Below are 18,507 nucleotides of genomic sequence, written 5' to 3' on the forward strand. Positions count from 1 at the left end.
TCGCTGACGGCGACCCCGCGCGCCCCTCGCGCGCTCCCCTGACCCGCTGCCGCTCGTCCGCGCCCGGGTCGTCCCCCGCCCGCCGCACCGGCACCCTGCGTGCCCCGCCCGCGGCACCACCTCGAAGGACCCCCGTGATCGAGCTGACCGGTCTCCGCAAGGTCTACGCGTCGCCCGACGGTGACGTCGTCGCCCTCGACGGCATCGACCTGCACGTCGAGCGCGGCACCGTGCACGGCATCGTCGGCCGTTCGGGCGCCGGCAAGTCGACGCTCATCCGCTGCCTCACGGGCCTTGAGCGCCCCACGTCCGGCACGGTCCGGGTCGACGGCGTGACGATCTCCGACCTCGCCGAGAACAAGCTGCGCGCGGCGCGGCGCCGCACAGGCATGGTCTTCCAGCACGTCAACCTGCTCGACTCGCGCACCATCGCCGCGAACGTCGCCTACCCGCTCGAGGTCGCCGGCGTCCGCCGCCACGAGCGCGCCGCCCGGGTCGCCGAGCTGCTCGACCTCGTCGGCCTCGGCGACCGCGCCGGCGCCTACCCCGCGCAGCTGTCCGGCGGGCAGAAGCAGCGCGTCGGCATCGCCCGCGCGCTGGCCACCGAGCCGGGCGTGCTGCTGTGCGACGAGCCCACGTCGGCCCTCGACGGCGAGACCACGCGCCAGATCCTCGGCCTCGTGCGCGACCTGCGCGACCGGCTCGGCATCACGGTCGTCGTCATCACGCACGAGCCCGCCGTGGTCCGCGACGTGTGCGACCACGTGACGCTGCTCGAGCACGGCCGCGTCGTGCAGACCGGCGCGCTCGCGCAGGTCGTCACGGCCGTCGGCTCGCCGCTGTCCCGCGCGCTGGTGCCCGTGCCCGACCTGCCGCCCGGCGACCGGCGCGCGCTCGTCGAGGCCGTGTTCTCGACCGACGCCGTGCCGACCAGCGTCGCGTTCGCCGCGGTCGCCGCGCTCGGCGACGACGTCGAGGTCGCGTCCGCCACGGTCGAGCCGCTCGGCGGCGTCCGGGTCGGCCGGCTCATCGTCGACGCCCCGACCGGGCGCGTGCCGGAGGTCGTCGAGCGGCTGCGCGCCGCCGGGCTCGACCCGCTCGCCGTGCCGACCACCACCGACGCCGGGCGGGAGGTGGCGTGATGGGCGACCTGTGGATCGAGCTCACGACCAACCGCGTCATCCAGCAGAAGCTCCCCGAGGCGACCGTCGAGACCCTCCAGATGGTGGGGCTGTCGGCGCTCGTCGTGCTCGCCGTCGGGCTGCCGCTGGGGCTGCTGCTGCGCTCGCTCGCGTCCGACGGGCTCACGCCGAACCGCACGGCGTCGGCCGTGCTCGGGTTCGTCGTCAACACGCTGCGCGCGCTGCCGTTCATCATCCTGGCCGTCGCCGTGATCCCCGTGACCCGGGCGATCGTCGGCACGAGCCTCGGGTGGGAGGCCGCGGTCGTGCCGCTCAGCCTCGGGACCATCCCGTTCTTCGCGCGGCTCGTCGAGACCGCGGTGCGCGACGTCGCCCCCGGCAAGGTCGAGGCCGCCCGCGTCATGGGCTCGACGACGCCGAAGATCCTCGGCGCGGTGCTGGTGCGCGAGGCGCTGCCCGCGATCGTCTCCGGTTTCACCGTCACCGTGATCGCGCTCATCGGGTACTCCGCGATGGTCGGCGCGATCGGCGCCGGCGGCCTCGGGTTCCTCGCGATCACCTACGGGTTCCAGCGGTTCGACCCGACCGTCCTGTACACGTCCGTCGTCGTCATCGTCGTGCTGGTCACCGTGGTCCAGCTCGTCGGCGACGCCGTCGCCCGCCGCCTGGACCACAGGTGAGCACGCCCCGCCGCGACCGCGGCCCCCGCACGTCGTCCCCGACCGGGGGACGGACCCTGAGAGGAACACCCGCGATGAAGAGAATCGTCCGCACCGCAGCCGTCCTGTCCGCAGCGGCCCTGGTGATGACGGGCTGCGCGGGTGGCGACGACCCGGACGCCGGCGCGTCCGCGGGCTCGACCGACGCGTCGGGCACCACGACCCTCGTGGTCGGCGCGAGCCCCGTGCCGCACGCCGAGATCCTGCAGTTCGTGCAGGACGAGCTCGCTGCCGACGCGGGTCTCGACCTCGACATCCGCGAGTTCACGGACTACGTGCTGCCGAACACGGCGCTCGCCGAGGGCGAGCTCGACGCCAACTACTTCCAGCACCTGCCGTACTTCACGGCGCAGGTCGAGGAGAACGGCTTCGACTTCGACCACTTCGACGGCGTGCACATCGAGCCGTACGGCGTGTACTCGAAGAAGGTCGAGTCGGTCGACGACATCCCCGACGGCGGCGTCGTCGGCATCACGAACGACCCGGGCAACCAGTCGCGCGCGCTCGACCTGCTGGTCGAGGGCGGGCTCATCACGCTCGAGGAGACCGACGGCGACGCGACCCTGCTCGACATCAAGGACAACCCGAAGAACCTCGAGTTCGTCGAGACCGCGCCCGAGCAGCTCGTGGTCTCGCTGCAGGACGTGGACGCCGCGATCATCAACGGCAACTACGCGCTCGAGGCGGGCCTGAACCCCGCGAAGGACTCGATCCTGCTGGAGTCCGGCGAGGGCAACCCGTACGCGAACTTCCTCGCGGTGCGCTCGGAGGACAAGTCGAACCCCGCGCTCGTGAAGCTCGACGGCCTGCTGCACTCCGACGAGGTCCGTGCGTTCATCGAGAAGCGCTGGCCGGACGGCGAGGTCGTCGCGGCGTTCTGACGCACGGCACCCGACGGGCCGGGCACCCTCACCGAGGGCGCCCGGCCCGTCGTCGTCCGCGGCCCGCGGACGCCCTCACCCACCCGTCACCCACTCACCCGTCGAACGCGGGCTTGTGCCGGTTCTGGGCGGCCATCACCGGCGCAGGTCCGCACTCGACGGGTGAGGCGGGTGGTGGGGCGGCGGGTGGGCGACGGCAGGCGGGGTCAGGTGCGGGACGGCACCGGCGCCGCGACGCGCGGACGCAGCCACCGCCACGCGACCAGGCCCGCGACGAGGCCCCAGAACGCCGAGCCGACCCCCGCGATCGTCACCGAGCTGGCCGCGAGCAGGAACGTCACCAGCGCGGGCACCCGCCGGTCGGCGTCCGCCGCGGCGACCGCGAGCGCCGAGCCCAGCGCGGGCAGCAGCGCGAGGCCCGCGACGGCCTCGACGAGCCCGGCCGGGGCGGCGGCGACGAGCGCCGTGAGGGTCGGGGCGAGCGCCGCGAGCACCAGGTAGCACACGCCCGCCGTGCGGGACGCGACCCACCGCCGCGCGGGGTCGGGGTGCGCGTCGGGCGAGGCGGGCAGCGCCGCCGTGATGGCCGCGAGGTTCACGGCGTGCCCGCCGGCCGCGGCACCCGCGACGGTCCCGGCACCCGTGACCAGCAGCGACGCGCGCCACGGCACGGCGTACCCCGCGGACGCGACGACGGCCGCACCGGGCACGTTCTGCGAGGCCATCGTCACGAGGTAGAGGGGCACGGCGATCCCGACGAGCGCGCCCGGCGTGAAGGCGGGCGCCGTGAGCTCGAGGAGCGGTACCACGAGCGCGGGCGGGTGGCCGGCGCGCGTCGTGACGACGACGGCCACGACGAGCGCCGCCGCGAACGCCGCGGGCGCCGCCCAGCGGGGCGCGACGCGCAGCAGCACGAGCCACAGCAGCACGACGGGCGCCACCAGCAGGGGCGCCGCGACGAGCCCTCGCACGGGTGCGAGGCACAGCGTGAGCAGGACGCCCGCGAGCATGGCCTGCGCGAGCGGTGCGGGGACGGCGGCGACGAGCCGCCCGAGCGGCCGCCACAGCGCCGTGAGCACCAGAAGCCCGCCGCACACGACGAACGCGCCGACCGCGGCGGGCCACCCGCCGGCCACGCTGCCGGTCGCGACGAGCAGCGCGGCGCCGGGCGTGGACCAGGCGGCCGTGAGCGGGGTGCGGTACCGCTGCGACAGCACGACGGTCGCGAGGCCCTGCACGGCGCACAGCGCGACGAGCCCCGACGTGGCCTGGCGCGGGTCGGCGCCGACGGCGCGCAGCCCGGCGAGGACGACGGCGAACGAGCTCGTGAACCCGACGAGGGCGGTGACGAGGCCGACGAGGTGCGGCTGCAGGCGTTCCACGAACAGAACGGTAGCCGAGGTGTTCCGTCGACGGAACACTCGCCTATCCTCGTCGCGTGCCCGCCGACGCGTCCCCCGCCCCGACCACGCCGGCCGACGCCCTGCCCGCGCTCGTCGGCGAGCGGCTGCGCCGCGCCCGCACCGAGCGCGGCCTGTCCCTGGGCGCGCTCGCGGCGGCCGCGGGCGTCGGCAAGGGGTCGCTCTCCGAGATCGAGCACGGCGCGCGCAACCCGACGCTCGGCACGCTCTACGCGCTGTCCGGCGCGCTCGGGCTGCCGCTGTCGTGGCTGCTGGCCGAGCGGGTCGGCACGCAGGTCGCGTCGCCCGGGATCACCGCCCGGCTGCTCGACGCGCACGCCGACGACGCCGGCACGGTCGAGGTCTACGCGCTGCGGCTCGAGCCCGGGCGGGTGCACACGTCGGCCGCGCACGGGCCGGGCGTCGTCGAGCACCTCGTGGTGACCCGCGGCCGCGCGCGCGTGGGAGCCGCGGGCGCGCAGGTCACGCTGGGCACGGGCGACGCGACGACGTGGACGAGCGACACCGACCACAGCTACGAGGCGCTCGACGCCCCGGCCGACGCCGTGCTGGTGGTCCGCACGCCCGCCTGACCCGCGGTCAGAGCTGGTCGAGGAAGTCCGTCACCGCGTCGAGGTAGACCTGGCGCGGACCCTCGGCCGAGAGCGTGAGGTCGTGCACGCCGTCCTCGACGACCAGCTCGTGCACGTCGCGCCCGAGGCGCGGCCCGAGGGCGGCGATGGTCGTGACGTCGAGCACGGTGTCGGCGGTGTCGAGGCCGGGCCCGTCGACGTCGGCGGCCGAGCGGGCCGCTCGCGCGACGAGCACCGGCACGTCGATCTCGAGCCCGCGGGCGACGCGCAGGTGGCCCGCGCGGACGGCCGCGAGCCACCCGGCGCGCGCGGGCACGCCGCCGGGAGACTTCAGCGACGTGTCGAAGTCCCAGCGCTCGGCGAGCCGCGCGGCATACCGGGACGGCGCCGCCGCGATGACGCGCAGCGGCGCGCGCCGGGCCAGCGGGCGCAGCGCGCCGTCCTGCAACGGCCGCACCCACGAGCGCTCGAACGACAGGAACGGGCTGTCCAGCACGACCGCGTCGGCGCCGGCACCCCCACGGTGCGCGTGCGCCCACAGCGCGGTCACGAGCCCGCCGCACGAGTGCCCGTGCACGACGACCGGCAGCCCGGGCCACGTGCGCCGCGCGACCGTGACCGCGCGCGTGAGGTCCGACGCCTGCTCGCGCAGGTCGCCCTGGTAGTGCGGCACGTCGCCCGGGCGCCACGAGCGACCGGCGCGGCGCGCGTCGAGGCCCAGCGCGGCCCAGCCGGCCGCCGCGAGCGCGTCGACCACGTGCGTCTGGAAGACGTAGTCGTTGTAGCCGTGCAGCAGGACCACGACGCCGCGCGGGCGCGCGGGCCGCTCGACGGGACGCACGAGCGTCAGCACGGGGTCCGGGCCGCCGGCGGCGACCTGCCGCGCGAGCGGGCCGACGGGGGGCGCGACCCACCCGGGCAGGGTCCAGGCCTCGTAGCCGGGCAGCAGCCGGTCGGGCACCCACGCCTCGGCGTCGGGGCCGGGCAGCACGCTCACGCGCCGGGCTCCGTGACGTCGCGGCGACCGTCGACCCCCAGCCCGCGCGGGAACCGCACGGGCACGAACAGCACGAGCCCGACCAGCAGCACCGCGACGATCCCGAGCACGCCCCAGTACTGCTCCTGCCCGCCGCCGAGGGCGATCGCGAGCGCGAACGCCGCGGGTGCGAGGAACGTCGCGGCGCGGCCCGTGGTGGCGTAGAGGCCGAACAGCTCGGTCTCGCGGCCCGGCTCGGCGAGGCGCGCGAGCAGCCCGCGGGACGCCGACTGCGCGGGCCCGACGCACGCGGACAGCACGAGCCCCGCGACCCAGAACGCGTTCTTGCCCGCGTCGTGCAGGAAGAACACCGCCGACCCGGACAGCACGAGCACGACGAGCGCGACGGTGACGAGGCGTCGGGGCCCGTACCGGTCGTCGAGCCAGCCCGACGCGATGGTCGAGGCGCCGGCGACGACGTTCGCGGCGATCGCGAACACGATGACGTCCCCCGGGGAGAAGCCGAACGTGCCGGCGGCGAGCACGCCGCCGAACGTGAAGACGCCCGTCAGCCCGTCACGGAACACCGCAGACGCGACGAGGAACCGCAGCGTCGAGCGGCGCTCGCGCCACAGCTGCGCGACGTGCGCGCCGACCGCGCGGTACGCCCCCGCGACGCCGACCCGCGCGGGCGGTGCGCCGGGGCGGCGGTGGTCGGGCACGAACAGCAGCACCGGCACCGCGAAGACGAGGAACCACGCACCCGCGACGAGCATCGAGACGCGCACGTCGAGCCCACCCTCGGACGTCACGCCGAACCAGCCGACGTCGGGCTGGATGAACCCCACGTACAGCACGAGCAGCAGCACGATCCCGCCGACGTACCCGGCACCCCACCCGATGCCGCTGATGCGGCCGATGGTCCGCGGCCCGCTGATCTGCAGCAGCAGCGCGTTGTACGCGACCGACGCGATCTCGAACGCGATGGTCCCGACGGCGAGCAGCACGATGCCCAGCAGCACGGCCTGCGTCATGCCGCCCTCGACAGGCTCGACGAACCACAGCGCGAGCACCGACGCCCCGACGACGCCCGACGTCACCGCGAGCAGCGGCCGCCGCCGCCCGCCCGCGTCGGCGAGCGTGCCCAGCGCGGGCGCCGTGAGCGCGACGAGCAGGCCCGCGGCCGCGAGCCCCCAACCGAGCCACTGGCTGTGCAGGGCCTTGGTCGCAGCCTCGTCGGCACCCGGCTCGACGAACGCCCCGCTCGTGAGGAAGACGGTGAAGACGAACGTCGTGACGACCGCGTTGAACGCGGCCGACCCCCAGTCCCAGGCCGCCCACGCGGCGACCTGCCCGCGGGCGGGAGCAGGGACGGGGTCGACGACGTCGTCGACGGTGGCCTCGGTGCCGGGGTGACCCATGCGCGCAGCGTAGGCCGTCGCCCCGACCGCCGGGAGACGCCCGGGTGAACGGCGCGGCGGGACGAGCCGGTCCGTGCCGCACGGCAGCGAGCACCGCCCGGGAGGTCGACTCCGCTGATCAGCTCGTCTCGAGCGCGTAGCCCTTTCCCGCCACGGTGGCCATGGCGCGATCGAGGTAGCGCTGGACGAGCTCGTCGTCGGAGTCCGCGAGGAGGGTCCGTGAGAAGTTCGTCGCCCGGGCACCGGTGGCGAGTGCGAACCTCGGAGCGTCGTCGGGGTCCACGGGCATCGAGTCGGGGAAGAAGAGCCGGACGCCGATCTGGGGGCCTGCGTCCACACGGAGGAACGCCTTGCCGCCCAGCTTGAACGCGACGTACTGCTGCCGCGAGACCACGGTCGCGCCCCGGGCCTCGAGGGACCTCCGGATCCGGGTGAAGGCCTCGTCTCGCGGGCTGCCCTCGATCTGCGCCAGCAGGCCGTCCCCGCTGTCCTCCACGGTTTCGAGATCGCTCTGCGCGCTCGCCGACGCCGTGGTCTGCGAGTACCGCATCGCCGCGAGCATGTACGCAGGCGGGAGGTCGGGAGGCAGCACCTTGGACAGATAGGTGGTCAGATCGGTGTTCGCTTCCTGCTCGTCGCCCAGGTAGTCACCGATGCGGTCATGATCCAGGCCGCCGGCCAGGGCGACGTGCAGCGCCTTGAAGTCCTCGGGCCACCGCAGCTGCAGCCCGATCATCGCGAGGAGGAGCGAGTTGTCGACCTGCGTGCTCGTCTCCTCACCGAGGATCCGCTGGGCGATCATCATCGAGTTGACGAGGCGTTTGACCTGGCGCGGGTTGGTTCGCAGCGCCAGGTGGACGACGTCCTGCAGGACCTTCTTGGCCGGCTCGTCGAGACCGAGGCTCTCGTCCCAGTTCGGGACGATGTCGCTGATGACCCGTTCGCTGCGGTCCACCTCGGGGATCCAGAACGGTATCTGGACGATCTTCTCGACGAAGAGCGGGGCGTCGGTGGTCGCGTACCTCTCCTTCACCGCCTTGATGAGCACCGCGTAGTCGAGCGCCATGACGAAGACGAAACCCTGGACGTCGGTGAGGACGTGCACCGCCTCGAGGACCTGGACGATCGCATCGGGAGGGCACCGGTCCAGGTCGTCGATGAGCACGACGATCCGCTTGCCGGCATCCTCGAGCTCACGCCCGATCTCGACCAGACGGCCGTGCGGAGCCTCGGCTCCCGGCCGGCCCAGCGGCTGCTGGAAGGCGTCGATGGCGCTGCCCAGGGCGTTGCCCGAGACGCTCACCGGCCCGAGATTGAGGCTCACCTCGGCCACGACGGCACGGAGCGCCCGACCGATGGAGGTCCACAGCTTCTTGTCGCTGCGGGACTTCTCGTCATCGTGCGGCTCCGTGTCCTCGCGGCGGGCCAGCGTGCCCTCGACCTCGCGCAGGAGCGGCACGATCACCTGGGGGTTGCGCGCGTAGCGCCACGCGTCGAAGGTCACGACCGGCATGTCGTAGCCGCGAAGCCTCGTCTCGACGGCACGCAGGATCGACGACTTCCCGACGCCCCAGGCTCCGTAGATCCCGATCGTGAAACGCGCTGGAGAACCACCGGTGATGACCGCCGACAACGCGTCCACGTACTTCTCGTACCCGAGTCCCAGGCTCGCGGTGGGTTCGTCGACCACCACGCGGAGCGGCACCAGATCATTCGTCGTCGACGTCGGCATCCACCGAACGTAGCGGCCGGGTGGAGCGCCGCGCTGGGCTTTCGGCGAGTGAACCCGTGCGTATCCGGAAGGTGTCGGCAGACCGAGCGGCGCGTCACGCGCAGTCCGGACGGGGGTCGTGACTCGCGGGTGCAGCCCCTGGCCGTGCCGTGAGCAGATGCCGTGTCAGCGCGCCTCGCGCACCCCGTGCCCGACGGCCGCGAACGCGGCGACGGCGAGACGCCGCGCGACCGGCGAGCGCCACGTCTGGTCGAGGAACCCGTGCGGCATGCCGTTGGCGGTGAGCACCGACAACGGCGCACCGGCGGCCCGTGCGCGCTCGGCGAACGCCTCCTCGCCGTCGCGGAACGCGTCGAGCTCGGCGATGAGCAGCAGCGTCGGCGGCAGGTCGGCGAGCACCTCGGGCGCCGCGAGCACCGGCGAGACCAGCGGGTCCGTGCGCGCGGCGTCGTCGGGCAGGTACGACCGCTCGAACAGCAGCCCGATCTGGTTGCCGGCGGCGGCGCGCACGTCGACGTGGTCGACGTCGGGGTACGCCGCGAGCGCGAACGCCGGGCGCGGGCACTCGCCGCGCGTCGCGAGCTGGCACAGCGCGAGCGACACCGACGCACCCGCCGAGTCCCCGGCGACCGCGAACGGGCCCGTGACGCCGACCGCCGCGCCGTCGGGGCCGGTGAGCCACCGCACGGCGTCCTGCGCGTCCTCGATCGCCGCGGGGTACGGGTGCTCGGGCGCACGCCGGTAGTGCAGGCTCACGACCGGCAGCCCCGCGGTCCGCGCGAGCTCGGCCGCCGTGTGCTCGGACGTGTCGAGGTCGCCCAGCACGAACCCGCCGCCGTGCACCCACACCACGAACCCGGGCCCGTCGACCCCGGCCTGCGGGTGGTAGACCCGCACCCGGATCGACCCGGCGCGCGTCGGGATCTCGGTCTCCTGCCGGTCGACGCCCGGCGCGGGCACGGGGCCGAACTGCCCCGTGTCGGCGCCGCGCATGCGCCGCGCGGTGTCGAGCCGCTCCTGGGGCGTGGCGCTCGGGAAGTCCTCGGGCGGGGCGGACGGGTCGCGACGCGGCGGTGCGTCGACGAAGTCGGGGTCGAGCCTCATGACCCGCCATCGTAGGGGCGCACCCCTGGGACCACACCGGCCACCCGCGCCGCGGTGTGCGGGCGGCGCCGGGCGTCGGAGTGGCGGAGGGCAAGGGATTCGAACCCTTGAGCACGGGGTCACCGCACCAACGGTTTTCAAGACCGTCGCTTTCGGCCGCTCAGCCAGCCCTCCCGGTGCCGTGCGGACGAGCCGACGGCGGCGACGATCTTCCCACACCGAGCCGCGCCCGAGGCGGGTGTCGGTGAACCAGCCGCACCGTGCGCGACCGCGCGGGTCAGTCGACGGCGGACGCGTCCTCCCCCGGCACCCGCAGCACGTGCGCCTCGGCGTCGCCCGACGCCCGCACGCGCCACCGCTGCGCACCGCGCGGGTAGACGCGCAGCGTGGTGCTGCGCGCGGGCTCGAACGCCTCGACCAGCGAGCCGTCGACCAGCACCTCGGCGGGCCCGTCCGACGCCCAGACCCGCACCTCGTCCGCGCCGTCGACCAGCGACACGACGACCGGCCCGGACGCCGCGACCCGGAACGCCGGCTCGTCGGTGCCGAGCCTGCCGTCGACGAGCGGCAGCGGCGCGCCCCGCAGCCCGGCGAGCTCGGCCACGGGTCGCGTCACGGCCGTCCCGTCCGGCGTCAGCACCAGCTCGCGCGGGCACGTCAGCACACCCGCCCAGCCCGCGGCCGCGACCTCGTGCGCGGGCCGCTCGGCGTGCGCGGCGCCACGCCCCTCCCACGACCAGCCCCACACCAGCACGCGCCCGTCGTCGGCCACGTACGCCTGCGGCGCGTACAGGTCCGGCCCCGCGTCCAGGGGAGCCGCGCGCTCGACGACGAACCGCGGCGCCTCCCCCGACACGTCGAGCAGACCCGTGAACGCCGTGACCCCGAACCGCTCGGGGCCGTGCGCGCGCTCGAACCACGAGACCAGCAGCACCCACGCGTCGCCGACGCGCACGAGCTGCGGGCACTCCCACACCTCGCCGGGCTGCTCCCCGCCCGCCCGGTCCCCCGCCTCGTCGGCCGTGAGCAGCGTGCCGAGCGGCCGCCAGTCGTCGAGGTCCTCGACGTCGTACACGAGCACCGCACCCCGTCCGTCGACCCCGGCGCCCTGCACGCCCAGCCGCCGCCCGTCGACCGTCAGGACGAACGGGTCCCGCACGTCCACCACGCCCGGCGCGTCCGGGTGCGGCGCCGCGAGCCGGTCCGGCTGCACCCACGTGCCGTCGGGCCCACGCCGCGCCACCGCGACGCCCGCGCTCGGCTCACGGTCGCGCACCGCGCTGTACAGCAGCGCGACGTCGCCGTCGTCGTGCACCGCGACGCCGCTCCACGCCCCGCCCGCGTCGATCGTGCCGGGGCGCGGCGCCAGCGCGGTCGGCTCGTGGTCCCAGCGCAGCAGGTCCGGCGAGCTCGCGTGCCCCCAGTGGATGTCCCCCCACACCGGCGCGTGCGGGTTCCACTGGTACATCACGTGCCAGCGGCCGCCCCACCGGCCGACGCCGTTGGGGTCGTTGAGCCAGCCGTGCGGCGCGCGCACGTGCCAGCGCGGGGCGTGGCGGTCGAGGTCGGCGGTCACGGCACCATCCTCACCCGCCGTCGCGGGGCCCGACGACGGCACGCGGTCCCGGGCCGCGGCACGCCGACGACCGATGCTCAGCGCCACCACCCGGTCGGCCGGCCCGGCGTCACCACCGCGAGCCCGACCGCGTCGGCTGCGCGCGCCGTCGGCGCGTCGTACGTCGCGACCGCGCGCACGTCGAGGTGCGCCTGCGCCGCGCCCACGTGGAGCGCCACGAACGGGCCCAGCCCCGCCGGCAGCAGCACGGCGCGCCGCAGCGCCTGGTCCGAGAGCCGCAGCCGCGGCAGCCGCACGAGCGCGTCCAGCACGGCCAGCGCCGCGTCGACGCCCACGAGACCCGCCACGACGCGTGCCTCCAGCACCGACACCGACGACACGACCGCGGTGGCCTCGTGCTCCGCGGCCCACGCGGACCACGCGGACGACTCGGGCGCCTGCGGCACGTAACGGCTCAGCGCCGATCCGTCGACGTACACCTCGGCCGCCGGGTCACGCGGGCGCAGCACCTCCGCGGCCGGGACGGGACGGGGCGCGGGCACGCCCCCATCCTGGCCCCGGACGCGCGGACGGCCGGCCCCCGTGGGGGTCCGGCCGTCCGTGGGTGACGTGCTCACCGCTGACGCAGGCGCTCCATGGCGAGCTGCACCAGCGCGATGAGGGCCTGCTTGGTCGCGGCGCGCGACCGCGCGTCCGTGTACAGGACCGGGACGTGCGCCGGGATGGCGAGCGCCTCGCGGACGTCGTCGAGCTGGTGCTTGGCGATCCCGTCGAAGCAGTTGACGCCCACGACGAACGGGATGCCGCGCGACTCGAAGTAGTCGACGGCCGGGAAGCACTGGTCGAGCCGGTCGGTGTCGACCAGGACGACCGCACCGATCGCACCGCGCACCAGGTCGTCCCACATGAAGAGGAAGCGGTCCTGGCCCGGGGTGCCGAACAGGTAGAGCCACAGCGAGCCCGGCAGCGCGATGCGACCGAAGTCCATCGCGACCGTCGTGGTCGTCTTGCGGTCGGTCACGCCGCCGGCGTCGTCGACGCCCACGGAGTGCTCGGTCATCGCGGCCTCGGTGTTGAGCGGCTCGATGTCGGAGATCGAGCCGATGAACGTCGTCTTGCCGACGGCGAAGCCGCCCGCGACGACGATCTTGACGACGGTGGGGGCGACGGCGCCCGCAGCCCCGGCCGGAGCGGCGACAGCGGCGTCAGAGGGCGGAAATGCCATTGAGAACACTCTCCAGCACGCTCAGGGACAGGGCGGGGGACTCACCGGTGTTGACCTCGACCGGCTGAGAGGTGTGCACGCGCACGTAGTTGGCATCGGCGAGGTCGGACACGATGATCCGGACGACACCGAGCGGGAGGTGGAGGAGCGCCGACAGCTCGGCGACCGAGATGTACCCGGCCGACGCGTGCTGGATGATCGCGCGCTTCTCGGGGGTCAGGCCCGTGCTCGCCACGGCGCCCGGCATGACCTCGACCAGAGCCTCGAGAGGCAGGTCGGAGCGGGCCGAGCGCACGCGACCGCCGGTCACGGCGTAGGGCCGGACCGTTCTGGCCTCGTACTCGACGTGTTCGCTCATCCGCGTGCCCTCAGGCCACCGGGGCCCGGGTCGCGCCGTCGACGGGCAGCTGGCCGCGCATCTCGGAGATGAGCTGCGGGGTCAGCGTCGCCTCGGTGCGGGAGACGAGCATCGCCATCTCGTAGCCGATGAGGCCGACGTCGCACGTCGACTCGGCGACGACGGCGAGGACCGAGCCGTTCGACACGCTCATGAGGAAGAGGAACAGGTGGTCCATCTCGATGATGGCCTGCCGCACCTCCCCCGCACGGAGCTGGCGCGACGCGCCACGGGTCAGGCTCGACATGCCCGAGACGATCGCCGCGAGCTGGTCGCCGCTGGTGCGGTCGAGCTGCTCGGACATCGCCATGAGCAGACCGTCGGCCGACACCACGAGCGTGTGGCGAGTGCCGGGCACGGTCCGGACGAAGTTGTCCAGGAGCCAGCCGAAGTTGGCTGCCTCGGTGCTGAGCGCGGTCACACTTCCTCCTTCATGGTGCAGTCTGGGCCGACTGCGGGCGGGGTGTCGCCGGTGACACGCAGGTCACCGGAGATCTGGGGCTGTCGGATCACTGGTGGTCACCGTTCTCTGGTCCGGTGGAGGCACGCCGTCCGCGCGACGTGCCCGACTGGAAGCTCGACAGCCGGGACCGCAGCTGGTCGGCGTCGCGCTGGACGGGGCGCTCCTCCATCGGTGCGGGCGCGGCGGGGACCGCGCTCGGCACACGCTTGGTGAGACGCTCCGAACCGCCTGCACCGACCGCGCTGGGCCGGTACGCGGACAGCTGGCTCAGCTCCGAGAGAGCCTGCTCCTGGATGTCCGAGCGCAGGGCGAGCATCGCCGCGACCTCGTCGTCGAGCGTGCCCACGCGGGGCGCGGTCGACGGCGGGACGGACGGGTGGGGGACGGTCGCCGTGGGAGCGGCCGGCTGGCGCGCGGCCCACTCCGGGGGCGACCAGGACGGCGCGGGGCGCGCCTCCGGCGGGGCCGCGGCCGCCGCCGGGGCCGGCGCGGGGCCGGCTGCGGGGGCACGGCGGGAGCCGACCACGACGGGGCCTGCCAGCCGGTGGCCTCGGGCGCGGGCTGCGCGGGCGCAGCCGGCGCCGAGTCCGGGCCCCAGGCCGACGAGCGGACGGGCGTGCGCGTGACCTCGGGGGTCGGCGCGGCCGGCTGCTGCGGCGCGGGCGCGGGCTCGTCACGCTTGCGGCTGAAGAAGTTCCCCCACCGGCGTCGAGGCTTGTCCTCCTCGGGCGCGACGAGGTCGCTGAACGCGGGCTGCGCAGCCGGCGACGCGGGGGCCGCGGGGGCGGCCGGCCAGGCCGGTGCCGACGCCGGTGCGGCGGCGACGGGAGCCTGGGGCGCGGGTGCGGCCGGCGGGTCGAAGGGCGCGACGGCGTCCGCCGACTCGACGGGCGAGAACATCTGCGTGGGCTGCTCGGCGGCGACCGGCCGGGCCCACAGGGGCGCGGCCGGACGTGCCGGGTCGACCGCGGGCGGTGCCGCCGGCGCGGCGTCCGCCGCGGGCGACGCCTGCTGCCACGACGGCGTGCGCCAGGCCTCGGTGACCGGCTGCGGGGCGGGCTCGGGGCCGACCGGCGGCGCCGGGACGGGGGCGGCGGTCGTCGGCGGCGTCGCGGCCACGGGCGCCCAGGGTGCGGCGACCTCCTCCTCGACGTCGGGTTCGAGCTCGAACGTCGGGACGGCCGGCTGCGGCTCGGCGGACCACGCGGGCTGCGGCTCGGCGGCCGCCCAGACGGGCTGCTGCTCCGCCGCCGGCTCGGCGACGGGCCACACCGGCTGCTGCTGCTCGGCAGCGGCCCAGTCGGGCTGCTGCTGCTCGGCAGCGGCCCAGTCCGGCTGCTGCTCGCCAGCGGCCCGGTCGGACGCCTGCGTGCTGGGCAGGCCCCAGTCGGGGTGCGCGTCCTCGGCGGACGCCCACGCGGGCTGCTGCTCGGCGGCGGGCGCCGACCAGCCGGGAGCCTCCTCGGCGGAGGCCTCGGGCACGACCGGGATCGCACCCGTGTGCCACGCGCGCGCCTCGTCGAGCGAACGCCCGAACGGCGCGTAGGGCTCGGTGTACTCCAGGGCGGGGCGCTCGGCGCCGCCGCCCGCCCATCCCGAGTAGCCGCTGTAGGCCGTGAAGGCCGGCTCAGCCTCGGTCTCGGTCTCGGTCTCGGGCTGCGCCTCGACCGCAGCGGCGTCCGGCGTCGCCCGGTCGGGCTCCGCCTCCGGGTGCCGCTCGGTCGCACCGGCGTCCCAGGAGGGTGCCCACGCGGGCTGCTCCTGCTGCGTCGACGGCGCGTCGTGGGCCGTCTGCTCGTCCTGCGGCGCGTCCCAGGAGGGCGCGTCCGCCATGGACCACGCCTGCTCGTCCGCGCGCGACGCCTCCAGCGGCTGCGACTCGGCCTGCACCGGCGCCCACGGCTGCTCGTCCTGCGGCGCCTCCCAGGAAGGTGCCGCCGGGGAGGACCACGCCTGCTCGTCCGCGCGCGACGCCTCCAGCGGCTGCGACTCGGCCTGCACGGGCGCCCACGGCTGCTCGTCCTGCGGCGCCTGCCAGGCAGGGGTCGTGTCGTCCTGCGGCTGGCGCTGCGCGAGGTCGGACGCACCGCCGCGCGACGGCAGCGAGGAGGCCTCGCCCTGCCAGGTCGGGGCGGACCAGGCGTCGGCCTGCGGCGCGGGAGCGGGGTCGGGCTCGAGCGCCGGCACCTCGACCGCGGGGGCGGCCTCGGACGTCGGCGCCTCGGGCGCGGGAGCGGGGTCCGGCGCGGGCACGGCCGCCTCGCGTCCGCGGAACCCGGAGAACAGGCCCGCACGCGCGGCGGGGTCGGCGAGGGCCGCCTGCCGCCCGGCGTCGGGCTCGGGCTCGGCGACGGGAGCGGGCGCGGCGGAGCGCGACCGCGTGGGCAGCCCGGTGGCGCGCGGCGCAGCCAGGACGGCCGGCGACCACTCGCCCGTGTCGACCGAGAGCTCGGGCGACAGCGTCGTCTCGGGCGCGACGGGCAGGACGATGTTGTCCTCGTCGAACGTCTTGCGCGAGCGCGTCGGCAGCTCGCCGGGCGTCCCGACCAGGCCGGCGGGAGCCCCGGCCTCCGTGATGGGCGCACGCGCCGCGGCGGGCGCGGTCGGCAGCGGCGCGGCACCCGTCTCGTCGCCCCGGCGCCGCCGCGGCAGGCCCAGGTCGGTCTGGCCGTCGGTGAGCTGCGCGAGGTCCACCTCGCGGACCGCGGGCGCCTCGATCTGCTGCGCCGCCGGGGCCGGGACCTGCGCCGCGGGCGGCGCGCCGTAGGCGTTGACCTCGTTGGCGGAGAACAGCGTGTTCGGGAACCGGACGAACGCCTCGGTACCGGTGCCCCCGACCCGCTTGCGCAGCGTGACCTCGGCGCCCAGGCGCTGCGCGAGGCGGCCGACGACGAACAGGCCCAGGCGCTGCGCGCCGAGCGCGTCACCGGCGGAGACGGACACGATCTTGGTGTTGGCGGCCTCGATCTCGGCGTCCGTCATGCCCAGGCCCTGGTCGGTGATCCGGACGATCACCGAACCGCCGGTGATGCCGGTGGTGACGACGACGGGCGTCTCGGGCTCCGAGAACACGGTGGCGTTCTCGAGGAGCTCGGCGATGAGGTGGGCGGCCGAGAGGGCGTTGAACCCGAGCATGTGCGGGTCGACCTGCAGGTCGAGCTCGACGCGGTCGTACTGCTCGATCTCGGAGGAGGCGGTCCGGATGACGTCGGACAGCGGCATGGCGTCGCGCAGGCGACGGCCCGAGTCGATGCCGGCGAGCACCAGCAGGGACTCGGCGTTGCGGCGCATCCGGGTCGCGAGGTGGTCCAGGCGGAAGAGGTTCGCCAGCGTGCCCGGGTCCTCCTCGGCGCGCTCGAGCGAGTCGATGAACGACAGCTGACGGTTGAGGAGCACCTGGTCGCGACGCGCGACGTTGACGAACATCTCGGCGATCGAGCCGCGCAGCGCGGCCTGCTCCTGCGCGACCTGCACGGTCGTGGCGTTCACGGCGTTGAACGCCTGCGCGAGGCGGCCGACCTCGTCGTTGGAGCGGACCGGGATGGGGGCGAGCGTGATCTCGGGGCCCTCACCGGGCGTCGAGACCTGCTCGACGAGGCGGGGCAGCTGCTCGCGGACGTCCGCGGCGGCGCCGGTGAGGCGCCGCAGCGGGACGACGATCGACCGGGCGACGGTGATCGCGAGGAGGAAGGACGCGGCGAGGGCCGCGATCGCGATGCCGACGGTCACGACGGCGGTGTCACGCGCGGACGACGCGGCGGCCGCGGCGGTGTCGGTCGCCTTCTCGATGATCGACTGGTTGATCGACGCGAGAGCGGTGAACTGGGTCGTGGTCTCCTGCGACCACTGCTCGAGGTCGACCGAGCCGAACGCGGCGAGCGTGCCCTGCGTGAGGAGCGCACGCATCGAGCGGACGGCCGCGTTCGGGTCACCGGTGCTGATCGCGACGCCGTCGAGGCGCAGGTCGCCGACCGCGGTGCGGGCGCGCTCGCGGGCGAGCTCGGTGGCGGTCACCTGGTCGGCGAACGTCCGCGCCGCGACGGGGCTGTCGATCGGGGCGGTCTTGAGCTCGACACCGGTGATGTACTCGTTGACCAGCGCGTCGACGAGGAGGGCGACCTCGCGGTTGGCGCGGATGTAGGTCGCGAGGTCGCGGTCGCGCAGCGAGTTCGCGACGCCCTCGACGACGTGGTCCTGACCGTCGACGATGTCCTGGAAGCCGTTGCGGAGGATCGCGCGCTGCGTCTGGTTGTCGACGCGGTCGCGGACCTGCTGCAGACCGCTCGAGTACGTCTTCTGCTGGTCCTGGAAGTCGCGCACCACCGACGCCGGGAACTGCGACAGGTCGATGTCCTGCGTGACCTCGCGGGCCGCGGACAGCGCCTGGTCGGTGGCCTGGCGGGCGGCGGCGATCTGCTCCGCCGAGGCGCCCGTGAGCGAGAGGATCCGCTCCTGCTGGAGCGCGGCCGACACCGGGGACATGACGTCGAGCGTGCGGACGACGTTCTGCGTGGCCTGGGCGTAGCGCAGGTCCTGGATCGCGCCGAGGGAGATGTAGGTGCCTGCGAGGAGCAGGACGATCATGGGCACGGCGAGGACCGCCAGGACCTTGGCACGGATTCCGAGCCGTCGCAGCATGTCGATCCTTCCCTTTCGCCCGACGTCGGACGCTCACGCGGGATACCGCTCGCGCCCGCAACGCGGTCACCGCAGGTGACTGCCGTCTGCGCTTCATCGGTACCTGAACACCGGACCATTAGCCCGCCGCCAGAGTTTGCCACGGACGTCACCCGTACCGATACGCCACGTTCGTCGCGAATCGGGCACCCCCGGGCTGCGCGCCCGGCGCGCCTCCGGGCACCCACCCACCCGGTCGGC

At 75.3% G+C, this 18,507-nt stretch carries 16 protein-coding genes and 1 tRNA gene; 4 read left to right on the plus strand and 13 right to left on the minus strand.

All coding sequences use genetic code 11. The features are described from left to right. Nucleotides 1–134: 134 nt before the first annotated feature. From GY42_RS11035 to GY42_RS11045, 3 genes are all read left to right on the plus strand, one after another. Nucleotides 135–1,142, plus strand: coding sequence for a methionine ABC transporter ATP-binding protein (locus tag GY42_RS11035; RefSeq protein WP_046529358.1), 1,008 nt, complete (start codon nucleotides 135–137; stop codon nucleotides 1,140–1,142). After that, a complete protein-coding gene (locus GY42_RS11040) occupies nucleotides 1,142–1,822 on the plus strand; it encodes a methionine ABC transporter permease (RefSeq protein ID WP_046529359.1) in 681 nt (226 codons plus the stop codon). The genes GY42_RS11035 and GY42_RS11040 overlap by 1 nt, the downstream gene beginning before the upstream one ends. Nucleotides 1,823–1,896: 74 nt before the next feature. Then, entirely contained in the window at nucleotides 1,897–2,742 is an 846-nt protein-coding gene (locus tag GY42_RS11045) for a MetQ/NlpA family ABC transporter substrate-binding protein (RefSeq protein ID WP_046529360.1), read from the plus strand. Nucleotides 2,743–2,948: 206 nt separating this feature from the next. On the opposite strand, the gene GY42_RS11050 is transcribed toward GY42_RS11045, so the two are convergent. Next, nucleotides 2,949–4,124: a benzoate/H(+) symporter BenE family transporter gene (locus tag GY42_RS11050; RefSeq protein ID WP_052748335.1), complete on the minus strand. Its 1,176-nt coding sequence runs from the start codon at nucleotides 4,122–4,124 to the stop codon at nucleotides 2,949–2,951. Between the two features lie 56 nt (nucleotides 4,125–4,180). Here GY42_RS11050 and GY42_RS11055 point away from each other — a divergent pair, with 56 nt between their 5' ends. Continuing rightward, nucleotides 4,181–4,735: a helix-turn-helix domain-containing protein gene (locus GY42_RS11055; protein WP_152667280.1), complete on the plus strand. Its 555-nt coding sequence runs from the start codon at nucleotides 4,181–4,183 to the stop codon at nucleotides 4,733–4,735. Nucleotides 4,736–4,742: 7 nt separating this feature from the next. Here GY42_RS11055 and GY42_RS11060 read toward each other — a convergent pair whose 3' ends face one another. The 12 genes from GY42_RS11060 to GY42_RS11115 form a co-directional block, all read right to left on the minus strand. Further along, nucleotides 4,743–5,732: an alpha/beta fold hydrolase gene (locus GY42_RS11060; protein WP_052748336.1), complete on the minus strand. Its 990-nt coding sequence runs from the start codon at nucleotides 5,730–5,732 to the stop codon at nucleotides 4,743–4,745. Next, on the minus strand, nucleotides 5,729–7,132 hold the full coding sequence (locus GY42_RS11065; RefSeq protein ID WP_046529362.1) for an MFS transporter: 1,404 nt from the start codon (nucleotides 7,130–7,132) through the stop codon (nucleotides 5,729–5,731). The genes GY42_RS11060 and GY42_RS11065 overlap by 4 nt, the downstream gene beginning before the upstream one ends. Before the next feature lie 118 nt (nucleotides 7,133–7,250). Further along, nucleotides 7,251–8,864, minus strand: coding sequence for a KAP family P-loop NTPase fold protein (locus tag GY42_RS11070; RefSeq protein ID WP_082131486.1), 1,614 nt, complete (start codon nucleotides 8,862–8,864; stop codon nucleotides 7,251–7,253). Between the two features lie 165 nt (nucleotides 8,865–9,029). After that, nucleotides 9,030–9,968, minus strand: coding sequence for an alpha/beta hydrolase fold domain-containing protein (locus tag GY42_RS11075; RefSeq protein WP_052748337.1), 939 nt, complete (start codon nucleotides 9,966–9,968; stop codon nucleotides 9,030–9,032). 81 nt (nucleotides 9,969–10,049) lie between these two features. After that, nucleotides 10,050–10,142 (minus strand) — tRNA-Ser (locus tag GY42_RS11080). Between the two features lie 103 nt (nucleotides 10,143–10,245). Next, nucleotides 10,246–11,544, minus strand: a complete 1,299-nt coding sequence (locus tag GY42_RS11085; protein ID WP_046530871.1) for a glycoside hydrolase family 32 protein — start codon at nucleotides 11,542–11,544, stop codon at nucleotides 10,246–10,248. A gap of 77 nt (nucleotides 11,545–11,621) precedes the next feature. Then, on the minus strand, nucleotides 11,622–12,086 hold the full coding sequence (locus tag GY42_RS19040) for a hypothetical protein (RefSeq protein ID WP_052748339.1): 465 nt from the start codon (nucleotides 12,084–12,086) through the stop codon (nucleotides 11,622–11,624). A 71-nt stretch (nucleotides 12,087–12,157) separates the two neighbouring features. Further along, nucleotides 12,158–12,769, minus strand: a complete 612-nt coding sequence (locus GY42_RS11095) for a GTP-binding protein (protein ID WP_046529364.1) — start codon at nucleotides 12,767–12,769, stop codon at nucleotides 12,158–12,160. Continuing rightward, on the minus strand, nucleotides 12,750–13,127 hold the full coding sequence (locus GY42_RS11100) for a DUF742 domain-containing protein (protein ID WP_046529365.1): 378 nt from the start codon (nucleotides 13,125–13,127) through the stop codon (nucleotides 12,750–12,752). The genes GY42_RS11095 and GY42_RS11100 overlap by 20 nt, the downstream gene beginning before the upstream one ends. A 10-nt stretch (nucleotides 13,128–13,137) precedes the next feature. Next, a complete protein-coding gene (locus GY42_RS11105; RefSeq protein ID WP_046529366.1) occupies nucleotides 13,138–13,587 on the minus strand; it encodes a roadblock/LC7 domain-containing protein in 450 nt (149 codons plus the stop codon). A gap of 88 nt (nucleotides 13,588–13,675) precedes the next feature. After that, nucleotides 13,676–13,945 carry a hypothetical protein gene (locus GY42_RS11110; RefSeq protein WP_160309411.1) on the minus strand — a complete coding sequence of 90 codons (270 nt, stop codon included), beginning with the start codon at nucleotides 13,943–13,945 and terminating at the stop codon, nucleotides 13,676–13,678. Further along, nucleotides 13,897–18,267 carry a sensor histidine kinase gene (locus tag GY42_RS11115; protein ID WP_046529368.1) on the minus strand — a complete coding sequence of 1,457 codons (4,371 nt, stop codon included), beginning with the start codon at nucleotides 18,265–18,267 and terminating at the stop codon, nucleotides 13,897–13,899. The genes GY42_RS11110 and GY42_RS11115 overlap by 49 nt, the downstream gene beginning before the upstream one ends. Nucleotides 18,268–18,507: the final 240 nt, after the last annotated feature.

The organism is Cellulomonas sp. FA1 (genome assembly GCF_000986825.1).
Taxonomy (GTDB): domain Bacteria; phylum Actinomycetota; class Actinomycetes; order Actinomycetales; family Cellulomonadaceae; genus Cellulomonas; species Cellulomonas iranensis.

Coding starts and splice junctions, on each gene's coding strand:
- GY42_RS11040 (WP_046529359.1), top strand. CDS start 1,142: ATGGGCGACCTGTGGATCGAGCTCACGACCAACCGCGTCATCCAGCAG.
- GY42_RS11115 (WP_046529368.1), bottom strand. CDS start 18,267: ATGCTGCGACGGCTCGGAATCCGTGCCAAGGTCCTGGCGGTCCTCGCC.
- GY42_RS11045 (WP_046529360.1), top strand. CDS start 1,897: ATGAAGAGAATCGTCCGCACCGCAGCCGTCCTGTCCGCAGCGGCCCTG.
- GY42_RS11065 (WP_046529362.1), bottom strand. CDS start 7,132: ATGGGTCACCCCGGCACCGAGGCCACCGTCGACGACGTCGTCGACCCC.
- GY42_RS11095 (WP_046529364.1), bottom strand. CDS start 12,769: ATGGCATTTCCGCCCTCTGACGCCGCTGTCGCCGCTCCGGCCGGGGCT.
- GY42_RS11075 (WP_052748337.1), bottom strand. CDS start 9,968: ATGAGGCTCGACCCCGACTTCGTCGACGCACCGCCGCGTCGCGACCCG.
- GY42_RS11110 (WP_160309411.1), bottom strand. CDS start 13,945: ATGCTCGCCCTGCGCTCGGACATCCAGGAGCAGGCTCTCTCGGAGCTG.
- GY42_RS11070 (WP_082131486.1), bottom strand. CDS start 8,864: ATGCCGACGTCGACGACGAATGATCTGGTGCCGCTCCGCGTGGTGGTC.
- GY42_RS11100 (WP_046529365.1), bottom strand. CDS start 13,127: ATGAGCGAACACGTCGAGTACGAGGCCAGAACGGTCCGGCCCTACGCC.